Origin of the sequence: Pseudomonas japonica (genome assembly GCF_900188455.1) — a bacterium.
GTDB classification, from domain to species: domain Bacteria; phylum Pseudomonadota; class Gammaproteobacteria; order Pseudomonadales; family Pseudomonadaceae; genus Aquipseudomonas; species Aquipseudomonas japonica.
Window position 1 is genome coordinate 168,340 of the sequence record NZ_FZOL01000008.1, and the last position, 12,435, is coordinate 180,774.

Genomic DNA, 12,435 nt, shown 5'->3' on the forward strand with positions numbered 1-12,435 from the left:
CTGGCCTGATCGACGCTCTCCGGCGGCACCGCGCCAGGCAGGGCGAAACGCTCGCCCGCGGCAAGACGCGCGGCCATGCGCTCGATGAACACCACGAACGGCGCGTTCGGCTCGACCACGCTGATGCCGGTCAGCGCCCGCACCTTGCCGGCGATCAGCAACGCGCCGTGGCGGTAGCCGAACAGCGGCTGGCTGTCGTTGACCATGCTGAACGCCAGCACCTCGGTGGACGCGGCGGCACGGGCCTGGCGCTCCAGCTTGAGGTAGTGCGCCAGCAGCTGTTCGAGGGCGCCGGGGACAGGAGCGTTCATTGCGGCTCCGCGAACTGCGCGCTACCGCTCATCCCGGCCAGCAGGCCCGGGGTATTGGCCGGCACGCTGGCGATCAGCAGGAGGGTCTGGCTGCCTTCGTCGATGCGCGCACCGAGGCGCTTGACCACCGCCTCGATCGGCTTGCCGGTTTCATCGGGAATAAAGCTGAAGGTCTGCTCGGGCTTGAGCTTGCCGAGCCAGCGCGAAGGCACCAGCAGGTGGATTTCCAGCGAGCGGTTGTCGACGATCTCCAGCAGCGGCGCGCCGCTGGCCACGCTTTCGTGAGCCTGCACGCGGCGTGCGACCACCTGGCCGTCGAATGGCGCCTTGACCTGGCAACGCTGCACCTGCACCTGGTAGACCTGGGATTCGGCCTGGGCCTGGGCCTGACGGGCCTCGGCCAGGGCCACTTCGAAACGACCGACGGAGTTCAGCGCCGCCAGTTGCTGCTTGTTGCGCAACTCTTCGCGGGCGGCGCGCACGGCGGCGCCGGAAGCATTGGCCTGGGCCTGGTAGGCACTGCAGTCGAAGCGCACCAGCACATCGCCCTTGCTGAACGACTGGCCCTCGGCATAGGGCATCTCCACCACCCGGCCGGGCAGCTCGCTGGCCAGTACCGCCTGGGAGCGCGCGCGCAGTACGCCACGGACCTCGCTGGCGGCAGAGGTGGCGCCTTCGAGCAAGGGGTCGCCCTCGGTCGCGGCCTGGGCCACACCACTGATCAAGGCCAACGCCGCCCACCACACTGCCTGCTTCATTTCGCTACGTCCCTGTAAGGTCTGGATTGTGTCTAATTGGATATCGGCCGCCGGACGGCGAACCTGAATCGCCGTTGGTCAGTGTCGGCGATAGCTTTTCTGGCCGCCTGGGGTCAGGCAGTACACCCCGCCCCGGGGGCCGGTGCAGAAGGTCCCCGACGCGCAGCTGCACTCAGTGCTGGCACCTTGCAATGATTGCGCCACTGGCCGCGGGTTGCGGTTCCCGGTGTAGGCGCTGCAGCTTTTCTTCGAGGCGCTGACCGAGCCGTCATTGCACAGGAAGGCATCGCCGGCGCAGCCCGCGATACCGCCCTTGCGCCCGGAGCAGGGCGTATTGCCAGCCCAGGACGCATTGGCGAGGAAAACCAGGGCCAGGCTCAGGCCGGCGAGAAAAGAGAAACGCGTCACAAAAATGACTCGTGGAAAAGTGGCCGGATGCTATCAATGTTTTCCACGGGCAGGAAGCTTTCCACTCGTCGGTTTCATGAAGATTGGGTGATCGTTGTGTCGAACGGTGACAGCGCCAGACGACCAGAAGAAGAACAGACACCCCCCACCCCGGAGTCATCCAGATGAACAACGATCGCAAGCACCCGGTGGTCACCCGGCGGGAATGGCTCGGCGCCCGGCGCCAGTTGCTCCTGCATGAAAAGGCCTTCACCCATCAACGCGACGAACTCAGTGCCGCGCGCCGTGCCCTGCCCTGGGTCAAGGTGGAAGAGGACTACCGCTTCCAGGGCGCCGAGGGTGAAGTCGACCTGGCCGGGCTGTTCGCCGGGCGCAGCCAGTTGCTGGTCTATCACTTCATGTTCGCCGATGGCTGGGCAGAAGGCTGTCCCGGCTGTTCGTTCCTTGCCGACCATTTCGATGGCGCCAACCTGCACCTGGCCCACCATGATGTGTCGCTGGTGGCGGTGTCGCGGGCGCCGTACCCGCAGTTCCAGGCGTTTCGCCAGCGCATGGGCTGGCGCTTCCCCTGGGTGTCGTCCCATGGCAGCAGCTTCAACCGGGATTTCGGCGTGACGCCGGCGGCCGAAGGTGCCGAGTACAACTATGAGCCCTATGCGGGCAGCGAAACCGAACTGCCCGGACTCAGCGTGTTCTGTCGCGGCGAGGCCGGGGAAATCTTCCATACCTATTCCAGCTATGCCCGTGGCCTCGACATCCTGGTGGGCACCTACAACTTCCTCGACCTGATGCCCAAGGGCAGGAACGAGGACGGCACGATGGACTGGGTACGGCATCACGATCGCTACGAGGAGGCGCCGGGGCAGAAGTCTTGCTGTCATTGACGCCTGTGCGATGGGCATGGAGCCTTGCAGCGCCCTCCAGATCGAGCGCCGCCCGCGCGGCGCATCGCGAGCGCGCTCGCTCCTACATTTTTTGCAACGTACCTATGCCTGACAGGCCATGGTTGACCGCCTTGTGTGTACGACGCGGTACCACGTCGAGCCCAACAGCCTCCCTGCAATGAATCGCCAGGCCCCAAAGGCTGGCAACGCCGCTCTCACAGGCCATGGCACGTTGCAATAAATGTAGGAGCGAGCGCGCTCGCGATGCGCCGCGCGGGCGGCGCTCGATCTCAAGGGCGCTGCAAGACCCAAGACAAGCACCTGACGACCTCGATGCAGTTTCCGCCAGGTTTTCAGAGACGTGTAGATCCCTATGCCAACGGGGCCGCTTTGCGCCCTTCGCGTTTCTTGCCGCATGCAGCCCGAGCGTTTCTAATACGCCCTTTTGCCCCAAGGCCCCTCGCGCATGTCCGCCTCCTCCCTGCACGTCCTGGTCATTGGCTACGTCTGGCCCGAGCCCAACTCCTCGGCCGCCGGCGGGCACATGATGCAGATTCTCGAAAGCATCCTTGCCCGCGGCTGGCGCGTGACCTTCAGCAGCCCGGCGGCGCTCAGCGAATTTCGCGCCGACCTGCCCGCCCTGGGCATCGCCGAACAGCCCATCGTGCTCAACGACAGCAGCTTCGACCGCTTCGTCGGCGAACTCGCCCCGGACGTGGTGCTGTTCGATCGCTTCATGATGGAGGAGCAGTTCGGCTGGCGCGTCGAGCAGCATTGCCCGAACGCCCTGCGCGTGCTGGAAACCTCCGACCTGCAGAGCCTGCGCGAAGCCCGCCATGTCCTGCTGCGCCGGCGCCTGGCCGAGGGCCTGGACCCCAACGACTTCCGCGCCCTGTTCGCCACCTCCGGCCCCGACCTGTACCGGCAGATGGCCCCCGCCGACCTGACCCAGCGTGAACTGGCATCGATCTACCGCAGCGACCTCAGCCTGATGATCTCCGACGTCGAGATCGACCTGCTGGTCAACGGCTTCGCGGTCCCCCCGGCGCTGCTGCACTGGTGCCCGCTGATGCTCAAGACGCCACAGACCCCGGCGAAAACCTTCGCCGAGCGCGAGCACTTCCTCAGCATCGGCAACTTCCGCCATGCACCGAACTGGGATGCGGTGCTGTGGATGAAGCACAACATCTGGCCGATGATCCGCCGCCGCCTGCCCGAGGCGCAGTTGCACCTCTATGGCGCCGACACCCCGCCGAAAGCCACCGCCCTGCACGACCCCGCCGGCGGCTTCCTGATCCTCGACCGCGCCGAGGACGCCCTCACGGTCATGGGCAAGGCCCGCGTGTGCCTGGCTCCATTGCGCTTCGGCGCCGGGATCAAGGGCAAGCTGACCGACGCCATGCTGGCCGGCACGCCGAGCGTGACCACCCCCATCGGTGCCGAGGCGATGCACGGCGCCCTGCCCTGGCCGGGCCTGGTCTCGACGACCGCGGAAGGCCTGGCCCAGGCCGCCGTCAGCCTGTACAGCGACGAGACACGCTGGAACCAGGCGCAGCGCGATGCCCGCCGCCTGCTCGAAGCCCGCTATGACTGGCACTGGCACAGCACCGCGCTGGTCGAGCGCATCGAGCAGACCCTGATGCAGTTGGCCGACCAGCGCCTGTACAACTTCACCGGGGCCATGCTGCGTCACCACCAGCACAAGAGCACCCGGTACATGGCCCAGTGGATCGAGGCGAAGAACCGGGTCAGTGGCGGCGACGCAGCAGATACGTGTCCATGATCCAGCCCTTGCGCGCCCGCGCCTGTTCGCGGGCGGCGAGGATCCGCGCCTTGACCTCGCGCAGCGGCCCGCTGATGAGGATCTCGTCCGCGCTGCCCAGGTAGGCGCCCCAGTAGATGTCCAGGTCGGGGTCGTCGAGGTCGGCGAAGGCACACTGGCCGTCGAGCATCACCAGCACGTTGTCGATCCTCGCCACTTCGGCCAGGCGCCTGCCGGGGAGGATCTGCACCGGCTCGCCGATCCGGTTGAGCGGAACCCGATGACGGGCCGCCAGCGCCTGCACGCTGCTGATCCCGGGAATGACCTCAAGGGCAAAGGACTGCTCGTCGATCAGTTCGAGGATCCGCAGGGTGCTGTCGTACAGCCCTGGCTCGCCCCAGAGCAGGAAGGCGCCGCACTCGCCCTCGCCGAGTTCATCGGCGATCAGCCGGCCATACAGTGCCGCCCGCTGGCGGTGCCAGTCGCGCACCGCGCCCTGGTAGTCGGCGGCCCCGCCGTCGCGCCGCGGATCATCGACCTGGACCAGACGGTAGGGACGCTTGACCAGTTGCTCCAGCAACGCCTTGCGCAGGTGCAGCATGTCGTCGTTGCGCTGGTGCTTGTCGAGCACGAAGAAGACATCCGCGCGGTTCAGCGCGTCGACGGCTTCCAGGGTGATCTGGCGCGGGTTGCCCGGGCCGATGCCGATCAACAGCAGGTGTTTCATGGACGAACTCCCGAAATGCAGCGGCCCATTGTCGACACAGCGGACGCGGACTTACCAGATCGAGAAGTTGTAGCTGACGATGACCCGGGTTTCGTCCATGTCGCGGGCGAAGCGTTCGTAGTTGCTGCGATAGGTGGAATTGCGCAGGCGCACGCTGAGGTCCTTGAACGTGCCGCGCTGGACCTGGTACTTCAGTTCGCTGTCGCGCTCCCATTCCTTGCCTTCGGCGAGGCTGCCGGGGACCTGGATATGCTCGCCGCTGATGTAGCGGGTGAAGAAGGTCAGGCCGTTCACCCCCAGCGCCTTGAAATCGTAGTCGTAGCGCAGTTGCCAGGAGCGTTCCCGGGCGGCGGCGAAATCGTTGACCTGGGCGTAGTTGACCAGGTACGGGTTGCTGCCATCCAGATACGGCATGGCGCTGTCACCGAACATGCGCTGCCAGCCGGCGCTGATCTTGTGCCCGGCCAGGCTGTAGCCGAGCATGCCGCTGAAGGCGCGGTGGTCGATCTCGCCGGCACGGGCGCGGCCGATATCGTCGCTCTTGATCAGGCGCAGGTCAGCGGACAGGCTGCCGACATTCAAGGGCTGGTTGGCGACCAGACCGAGAAAGTGCTGGCGATAGATATTCTCCAGCTTCGCCACCTGGTAGTGGGCGCTGATGCGCTCGTTGACCCGGTAATCGAGCCCGGCCAGGTCGAAATGATCGGCGCGGGTGTCGCAGGCGTAGCGCTTGTTCTTGCAATGCACGCGGATGTCCTGGGCATCGCTGGAATCGCGGGCGGTGTACTTGTCCAGGCGGGTCAGGGTGAAACGCAGGTCACGGAGCTCTTCCGAGGTCAGCGACGCCCCCTGGAACATCGTCGGCAACAGGCGGCCGTCGTTGTACTTGAGCAACGGCATGTCCGGCAGCATCGCGCCGTATTTCAGCACGGTCCGCGAGACACGCATTTTTCCGGCGACGCCGAGCTTGGCGTACTGATCCACCGAGTGCCGCGGATCATGGCCACTGGAGGGCAGCAGGCCACTGTTGCTGTCGGCGGAACTTGAATCGAGTTTCAGCCCATACATGCCCAGTGCGTCGACGGCGAATCCCACGGTTCCTTCGGTATAACCGGAACGCACGTCGAGCATAAAACCCTGCGCCCATTCTTCGCGTTTCGAAGCGCCCTGCGCGGAACTGCTGTGACCATCGCGAAAGTCGCGATTGAAGTAAACATTGCGTGCTTCGAGGCGCGCGCTGCTGTCTTGGATAAAACCGCCGGCCTGCGCCGAAACAGCACCGAACAGCCCCGCCAGCGCACATGACGCGCGCCCGCAAGAGCCGGAAAAAGGGACAAACATGAGGACCACGAATCCGAATAAGAAACCAACAAGCAGCCCCGCGCAAACACCCGGGGCGATGATCGCCGCGGCGTTGCGCACGACGCCTGCCGATTATCCGCGAGCGCTCTGCCACGGGCCATTGGACCATGGTCGCAAGGTTCCATGAAGGCCGTCCGCCAATACCCCGGGAAGACGAACATGAGCAAGTTTGAAAGTTCCCGGCGAGGTGCCATAAAAGTTTGCTGTTAGTCCATGGCCAGCTGGCTACACTGTTAACTATGCTGTTATTACAGCCCCTGTGGACCTCGTGTTATTCGCGTCGATCATCGCGCGCCGCGGCGGCGTCCACCGCCAATAAAGGAGTGATTACCGTGTCCAGACTTGCAGAGTTTCGTGCCGCCGAAAAAGCCCTTCAGGAACAGCTCGCACAACTGGAGGCAATGAAAAAGGACGCCGGCCTTAAACGTGAAATCGAATTCGAACAGAAACTTGTCGCGCTGATGAAAAGCTATGACAAGGGCCTGCGCGACATCATCGCCATCCTCGATCCTGCCGCGGTCGGCAAGGCCGTGCCCAAGGCGACGAAGCAACGCCGCGCGCGGGTGGTGAAAGTCTATGAAAACCCGCACACCGGCGAGCTGATCGAGACCAAGGGTGGCAACCATCGCGGCCTGAAATCCTGGAAAGAACAGTACGGCGGACCAACGGTAGAAAGCTGGTTGCGCAAATGAGTTTCGCTTCACATATTTTTCACAAGCACTGGATCAGGATGAAGGCTGCTAAAGGACTAGCGCCCCATGCGCCCGCTTCGGCGGGCTTCTAATTCAAACGCCCCGTGAGCTTCGGCCACGGGGCGTTGTCGTTTGCGCAATTGATTCAGTTCCGTATGATGGCCGCCTGATTGTTCCGCCGGCGTCACTGGCGTCGGCCTCTACTGCGGAGTGCCCATGAGCCTGCAAGATCTCGATACCTTCCCTGGCGTCACCGCGCAACCCGATGCCGCCACCGCCAACTTCGTCTTCAACCACACCATGCTGCGGGTCAAGGACATCACCCGGTCCCTGGACTTCTACACCCGCGTGCTGGGTTTCAGCCTGGTGGAGAAGCGCGATTTCCCGGAAGCGGAATTCAGCCTGTACTTCCTCGCCCTGGTGGACAAGGCGCAGATCCCCGCGGATGCGGCCAAGCGTACCGAGTGGATGAAATCGATCCCCGGCATTCTCGAACTGACCCATAACCATGGCACCGAGAACGACCCGGCGTTCGCCTATCACAACGGCAATACCGACCCACGCGGCTTTGGCCATATCTGCATTGCGGTACCGGATATCCGTGCCGCCTGCGCGCGCTTCGAAGCGCTGGGCGTGCCCTTCCAGAAGCGCCTGAGCGACGGGCGCATGAAGCACCTGGCGTTCATCAAGGACCCGGATGAGTACTGGGTCGAGATCATCCAGCCGACCGAGTTCTGAGCCACGAAAAAATGCCGCGATCATCGCGGCATTTTTGTTGGTGCATGTGGTGTTGCCATTGGCCTCATCGCTGGCGCCGCCAGCGCCCACAGGTTCCGGCTGGCACAAAACCCTGTGGGAGTCGGCGTTGCCGACGATCAGGCCCTGACCGGCACCGCAGCCATTCAGGGCTTACTCCGTCCGCCAGGCCGCCACCAGCACCTCTCCCCGCCCCCGCGTCGCCAGGCAGTAATACAGTGGCAACGTCACCACCAGGCCCACCAGCCACGACAGGTCCGCCCCCTCCACCAGATTGGCGTAAGGACCGACATACAGCGACGTGTTGGCGAACGGCAACTGCACCAGGATGCCGCAGGCATAGGCGATGATCGCGTGCGGGTTGAAGCGCCCGTAGATCCCGCCATCGGCGGCGAAGATCGAGGCGATGTCGTAGTTGCCACGCTTGATCAGGTAGAAATCGATCAGGTTGATCGAGGCCCACGGCACCAGCACCAGCAGCAGCGCCAGGATCAGGCCGATGAAGTGGCCGATGAAGTCCGAGGTCGCGCTCAGCGCGGTCAGGCAGCACGCCAGCAGGATCACCCCGGCGAGGACCACGCGCACCTTGATGCTCGGTGTCCAGGCACTGGCGAAGGTCTGGATCGCGGTGACGATGGAAAGCACCGCGCCGTACAGGTTCAGGGCGTTGTGACTGATGATGTTGAGCAGGAACAGCACCATCAGGATCGGCCCCAGCCAGCCGGTGGCCTGCTTCACCGCATCCATCGCCTCGGTACCTTCCGGAACGCAGAGCACGGCAATGGCACCGAAGCTGAAACAGAGGATGGTGCCCAGGGTCGCACCGAAATAGGTGGCCCAGAACGGTTTGGCAATCCCTACTTCACGGGGCAGGTAGCGCGAGTAGTCGGAGGTGTACGGCGAGAAGCTGATCTGCCAGATCACCCCCAGCGACAGCGTGGCGATCCAGCCGGACAGGTTGAAGCCACCGCGGCTGAAGAAGTCCGCCGGCAGGTCCTGGGCGAACAGCATGATGAAACCGGCCAGCAGGGCCGAGCCCATCACCCAGGTGCCGATGCGGTTCAGGGTATGGATGAAGCGATAGCCGATCACGCCGATGGCGGTGGCGCTCAGGGCACCGAGGATGATCGCCGTCGGCATCGGCACGCTCGGGGCGATGCCATGGATCGACTTGCCCGCCAGGACGATGTTGGAAATGAAGAAGCCGACATAGATCAGCGCGGTGAAGAACACGATCAGCAACGCACCGTAGCGGCCGAACTGACCGCGGCTCTGCACCATCTGCGGAATCCCCAGCTGCGGCCCCTGGGCCGAGGCCAGGGCGATGACGATACCGCCGAGCAGATGGCCGAGGACGATGGCCAGCAGGCCCCAGAACAGGTTGAGGTGAAACACCTGGACCACCATGGCCCCGGTGACGATCGGCAGTGGCGCGATATTGGTGCTGAACCACAGCGTGAACAGATCCCGCGCCTTCCCATGGCGCTCTGCTGGCGGTACGTAATCGACCGTATGGTTCTCGATCAACTGGTGTTGCGAAGACGGCTGGGACATGGGCAAAAAGCTCGAAAGGTTCTGTTTTTATCTTTGTAGGAAACCGCTAGCGACAGGCGGCAGGCGGCGCCGAAGCTGAAGACCATATTATGGTATTCCAAGCTTTTGACAACACTGATTCGCTGTTTTGCCGACCAACTGATCTGTCTTTCTTAACCTCTCCCTCGCCCTTTCATACCCACAGATCCCCGTATTCATTGGGATTCGACCTGAATCATGACGTTCGTCCGGGTCGAAAAATTCCCCTTGCAAATTAGGTATTACGGTATACCATCAGACACATCAACGATAAAAACGCGGACCAAACCGCTGTATCCGAGGACCACGCCATGATCGACGCAACCGTCTACAAGAACGTTCTGGGCTCCTTCCCGTCCGGCGTTACCGTGATCACCACCCTGGACGACGACGGCCAGATCGTCGGTCTGACCGCCAGTGCCTTCAGTTCCCTGTCGATGGAGCCGCCGCTGGTGCTGTTCTGCCCCAACTACAGCTCCGACTCCTACCCCGTGCTGATCCGCAACAAGCGCTTCGCCATCCACCTGCTTTCCGGCCAGCAACAGGCCGAGGCCTACGCTTTCGCGAAAAAGGGCAAGGACAAGGCCCAGGGCATCGAGTGGACCCTGAGCGCGCTGGGCAATCCGTTGCTGGCCAACGCCACGGCGATCATCGAGTGCGAGCTGTGGCGCGAATATGAAGGCGGCGACCACGCCATCATGGTCGGCGCGGTGAAGAACCTGATCGTTCCGGCGGAGGCGCCAAGCCCGCTGGTCTACTGCCGCGGCAAGATGGCCAGCCTGCCGGCTTTCGCCTGAGCCCCTGTTCCCGCAGCCCCTATTCTTGTGACAGGTGCCGCCTGTCCAACCCGTCAGCCGTCGCCCGACTCGCCGGGCGACCGATAACAAGAGCCGAGGAAACACCTCATGAAATTTTCGTTGTTCGTGCACATGGAACGCTGGGATGAACAGGTCAGCCACCGGCAGTTGTTCGAAGACCTGACCGAGCTGACCCTGATGGCCGAGAAAGGCGGCTTCAGCACCGTGTGGATCGGCGAACACCACGCCATGGAATACACCATCTCGCCAAGTCCGATGCCGCTGCTGGCTTACCTCGCCGCGCGCACCGAGACCATTCATCTGGGCGCCGGCACCATCATCGCGCCGTTCTGGCACCCGATCCGCGTCGCCGGCGAATGCGCCCTGCTCGACGTGATCAGCAACGGCCGCATGGAAGTGGGCCTGGCCCGCGGCGCCTACCAGTTCGAGTTCGACCGCATGGCCAACGGCATGCCGGCCTCCGAAGGTGGCGCGGCCCTGCGCGAGATGGTTCCGGCGGTACGCGCGCTGTGGCAGGGCGACTACGCCCACGACGGCGCGATCTGGAAATTCCCCACCTCCACCTCGGTGCCCAAGCCGATACAGAAGCCGATGCCGCCGATGTGGATCGCCGCCCGCGACCCGGACTCGCACAACTTCGCCGTCGCCAACGGCTGCAACGTCATGGTCACGCCGCTGATGAAGGGCGACGAGGAAGTGGTCGACCTGAAGAACAAGTTCGAAGCCGCCCTGGCCAACAACCCCGGGGTGCCGCGTCCACAACTGATGGTGCTGCGCCACACCCATGTCCACGCGGAAAACGATCCCGAGGGCTGGAAGATCGGTGCCCAGGCGATCAACCGCTTCTACCGCACCTTCGATGCCTGGTTCGGCAACAAGCAGACCCCGGAAAACGGCTTCCTGGCGCCGAGCCCGGAAGCGAAGTTCGCCGAACGTCCGGAGTTCGAGCTGGAAAGCCTGCACAAGACCGCGATGATCGGCACACCGAAGGATGTCATCGAGCGCATTCGCTACTACCAGGAACTGGGTGTCGACGAGTTCAGCTTCTGGTGCGACAACAGCCTGCCGCACGAAGAGAAGCGCAAGTCGCTGGAGCTGTTCATCAAGGAAGTGGTGCCTGCGTTCCAGTGAGGGCACGTTCGTCGGGCCGGGGAACCCTGGTCCGACGCTGTGGTATATCGGTAGGAGACTTCCGATTTTTCCGCAGCGAGGTCAGGACGATGAAAACCCTTAGTTGTGAGCACCGCGACTACATCATCACCGCCAGCGTCGAAGCCCATCCCGGCATCCCCACGCCCTATGCCGCTGGCTGTCTGATCACCGATCCCCAGGGCCATACCAGTCGGCGCATATCGTTACCGTTGAAAATGGCGTTCATAGCCGACCTGGAAAATGCCCAGCATGCGTCGCTGGCCCATGGCCGATGGCTGGTGGATCAGCAACTGGATAAACATCACCGCTCTTTCGCTTGACACATCACGGCGTGGGAGCGGATTCATCCGCGATGGCGGACCACGCGATCGGCGGCGAAGCCGTCGTAAAACCTGAGTCCCGCATCTACCTGACACACCCGGGACTCAGGTTTTATGGCCGCTTTGCGGCCAATCGCGGATAAATCCGCTCCCACGCCGTCCGCGCACTACCCTCCCTCCGCTCCAACCACCTATCCCCTTCCTGTAGAAATTTCTCGATACCTATTGCACATCAAATATTATGGTATACCATCAGACAACAAGACCTGAACACACGCCACAGGAGCCCCGCCCCATGAGTTTCGAAATCCGCAAGATCGTCACCTACTCCGAAGAAACCCGCATCGAAGGCGGCAAGGCCACCGACAAGCCGGTGACCATGGTCGGCCTGGCCGTGGTGATCAAGAACCCATGGGCTGGTCGCGGTTTCGTCGAGGACCTGAAGCCGGAGATCCGTGCCAACTGCTCCGACCTCGGTGCACTGATGGTCGAGCGCCTGACCGCCGCCATCGGCGGTGCGGACAAGATCGAGGCCTACGGCAAGGCGGCCGTGGTCGGCGCCGACGGCGAGATCGAGCACGCCTCCGCGGTGATCCACACCCTGCGTTTCGGCAACCACTACCGTGAAGCGGTGCAGGCCAAGAGCTACCTGAGCTTCACCAACAAGCGCGGCGGCCCGGGCACCTCGATCCAGATCCCGATGATGCAGAAGGACGACGAAGGCCTGCGCTCGCACTACATCACCCTGGAAATGCAGATCGAAGACGCCCCGCGTGCCGACGAGATCGTCGTGGTCCTCGGCGCCGCCGACGGCGGCCGTCTGCACCCGCGCATCGGCAACCGCTACATCGACCTGGAAGAGCTGGCAGCGGAAAAAAACCAATAACAACAATTCCACCGGGCCGGGGCGTGG

General features: G+C 63.6%; 13 protein-coding genes and 1 pseudogene. 8 read left to right on the forward strand and 6 right to left on the reverse strand.

Going from position 1 to position 12,435, the window contains the following annotated elements; genetic code table 11:
• Nucleotides 1-79: 79 nt before the first annotated feature.
• The 3 genes and pseudogenes from CHB99_RS30580 to CHB99_RS12430 all read right to left on the reverse strand — a co-directional run.
• A pseudogene (locus tag CHB99_RS30580) lies at nt 80-311 on the reverse strand (HlyD family secretion protein); the annotation flags it as partial.
• On the reverse strand, nt 308-1,069 hold the full coding sequence (locus CHB99_RS12425) for an efflux RND transporter periplasmic adaptor subunit (protein ID WP_042129958.1): 762 nt from the start codon (nt 1,067-1,069) through the stop codon (nt 308-310). The pseudogene CHB99_RS30580 and the gene CHB99_RS12425, both read right to left, overlap by 4 nt.
• 78 nt (nt 1,070-1,147) lie before the next feature.
• Nucleotides 1,148-1,450 carry a YdcA family protein gene (locus CHB99_RS12430; RefSeq protein WP_377697295.1) on the reverse strand — a complete coding sequence of 101 codons (303 nt, stop codon included), beginning with the start codon at nt 1,448-1,450 and terminating at the stop codon, nt 1,148-1,150.
• 191 nt (nt 1,451-1,641) lie between these two features.
• Between CHB99_RS12430 and CHB99_RS12435 the strand changes: the two genes are divergently transcribed.
• Together CHB99_RS12435 and CHB99_RS12440 are read left to right on the forward strand one after the other, a co-directional pair.
• Nucleotides 1,642-2,361, forward strand: a complete 720-nt coding sequence (locus tag CHB99_RS12435; protein ID WP_042129955.1) for a DUF899 domain-containing protein — start codon at nt 1,642-1,644, stop codon at nt 2,359-2,361.
• 466 nt (nt 2,362-2,827) lie between these two features.
• Nucleotides 2,828-4,144 (forward strand): glycosyltransferase, encoded by a 1,317-nt coding sequence (locus tag CHB99_RS12440; protein WP_042128983.1) that lies wholly within the window; start codon nt 2,828-2,830, stop codon nt 4,142-4,144.
• Here the strand turns inward: CHB99_RS12440 and cobF are convergent.
• Nucleotides 4,110-4,850, reverse strand: a complete 741-nt coding sequence (gene cobF / locus CHB99_RS12445) for a precorrin-6A synthase (deacetylating) (protein ID WP_042128980.1) — start codon at nt 4,848-4,850, stop codon at nt 4,110-4,112. The two genes, CHB99_RS12440 and cobF, sit on opposite strands and share 35 nt — an antisense overlap.
• 51 nt (nt 4,851-4,901) lie before the next feature.
• On the reverse strand, nt 4,902-6,191 hold the full coding sequence (locus CHB99_RS12450; RefSeq protein ID WP_042128978.1) for an OprD family porin: 1,290 nt from the start codon (nt 6,189-6,191) through the stop codon (nt 4,902-4,904).
• A gap of 353 nt (nt 6,192-6,544) precedes the next feature.
• Between CHB99_RS12450 and CHB99_RS12455 the strand changes: the two genes are divergently transcribed.
• Both CHB99_RS12455 and gloA read left to right on the forward strand, forming a co-directional pair.
• A complete protein-coding gene (locus CHB99_RS12455; protein ID WP_042128976.1) occupies nt 6,545-6,904 on the forward strand; it encodes a histone-like nucleoid-structuring protein, MvaT/MvaU family in 360 nt (119 codons plus the stop codon).
• Between the two features lie 216 nt (nt 6,905-7,120).
• Nucleotides 7,121-7,642, forward strand: coding sequence for a lactoylglutathione lyase (gene gloA, locus CHB99_RS12460; protein ID WP_042128974.1), 522 nt, complete (start codon nt 7,121-7,123; stop codon nt 7,640-7,642).
• 171 nt (nt 7,643-7,813) lie between these two features.
• Here gloA and CHB99_RS12465 read toward each other — a convergent pair whose 3' ends face one another.
• Nucleotides 7,814-9,214 carry a purine-cytosine permease family protein gene (locus CHB99_RS12465; RefSeq protein WP_042128971.1) on the reverse strand — a complete coding sequence of 467 codons (1,401 nt, stop codon included), beginning with the start codon at nt 9,212-9,214 and terminating at the stop codon, nt 7,814-7,816.
• Nucleotides 9,215-9,543: 329 nt separating this feature from the next.
• Between CHB99_RS12465 and CHB99_RS12470 the strand changes: the two genes are divergently transcribed.
• The 4 genes from CHB99_RS12470 to CHB99_RS12485 all read left to right on the forward strand — a co-directional run bounded on the left by CHB99_RS12470 (nt 9,544) and on the right by CHB99_RS12485 (nt 12,408).
• Nucleotides 9,544-10,029: a flavin reductase family protein gene (locus CHB99_RS12470; protein WP_042128968.1), complete on the forward strand. Its 486-nt coding sequence runs from the start codon at nt 9,544-9,546 to the stop codon at nt 10,027-10,029.
• A 108-nt stretch (nt 10,030-10,137) separates the two neighbouring features.
• Complete coding sequence (locus CHB99_RS12475) at nt 10,138-11,181, forward strand: LLM class flavin-dependent oxidoreductase (protein ID WP_042128967.1); 1,044 nt, start codon at nt 10,138-10,140, stop codon at nt 11,179-11,181.
• 89 nt (nt 11,182-11,270) lie between these two features.
• Nucleotides 11,271-11,522 (forward strand): hypothetical protein, encoded by a 252-nt coding sequence (locus CHB99_RS12480; RefSeq protein ID WP_084702938.1) that lies wholly within the window; start codon nt 11,271-11,273, stop codon nt 11,520-11,522.
• 295 nt (nt 11,523-11,817) lie between these two features.
• A complete protein-coding gene (locus tag CHB99_RS12485; protein WP_042128965.1) occupies nt 11,818-12,408 on the forward strand; it encodes an amino acid synthesis family protein in 591 nt (196 codons plus the stop codon).
• Nucleotides 12,409-12,435 lie beyond the last annotated feature (27 nt).

What these genes read in the sequence shown, in the direction of transcription:
- CHB99_RS12425 (WP_042129958.1), bottom strand. Translation starts at nt 1,069, where the DNA reads ATGAAGCAGGCAGTGTGGTGGGCGGCGTTGGCCTTGATCAGTGGTGTG.
- CHB99_RS12435 (WP_042129955.1), top strand. Translation starts at nt 1,642, where the DNA reads ATGAACAACGATCGCAAGCACCCGGTGGTCACCCGGCGGGAATGGCTC.
- CHB99_RS12440 (WP_042128983.1), top strand. Translation starts at nt 2,828, where the DNA reads ATGTCCGCCTCCTCCCTGCACGTCCTGGTCATTGGCTACGTCTGGCCC.
- cobF (WP_042128980.1), bottom strand. Translation starts at nt 4,850, where the DNA reads ATGAAACACCTGCTGTTGATCGGCATCGGCCCGGGCAACCCGCGCCAG.
- CHB99_RS12450 (WP_042128978.1), bottom strand. Translation starts at nt 6,191, where the DNA reads ATGTTTGTCCCTTTTTCCGGCTCTTGCGGGCGCGCGTCATGTGCGCTG.
- gloA (WP_042128974.1), top strand. Translation starts at nt 7,121, where the DNA reads ATGAGCCTGCAAGATCTCGATACCTTCCCTGGCGTCACCGCGCAACCC.
- CHB99_RS12465 (WP_042128971.1), bottom strand. Translation starts at nt 9,214, where the DNA reads ATGTCCCAGCCGTCTTCGCAACACCAGTTGATCGAGAACCATACGGTC.
- CHB99_RS12470 (WP_042128968.1), top strand. Translation starts at nt 9,544, where the DNA reads ATGATCGACGCAACCGTCTACAAGAACGTTCTGGGCTCCTTCCCGTCC.
- CHB99_RS12475 (WP_042128967.1), top strand. Translation starts at nt 10,138, where the DNA reads ATGAAATTTTCGTTGTTCGTGCACATGGAACGCTGGGATGAACAGGTC.
- CHB99_RS12480 (WP_084702938.1), top strand. Translation starts at nt 11,271, where the DNA reads ATGAAAACCCTTAGTTGTGAGCACCGCGACTACATCATCACCGCCAGC.
- CHB99_RS12485 (WP_042128965.1), top strand. Translation starts at nt 11,818, where the DNA reads ATGAGTTTCGAAATCCGCAAGATCGTCACCTACTCCGAAGAAACCCGC.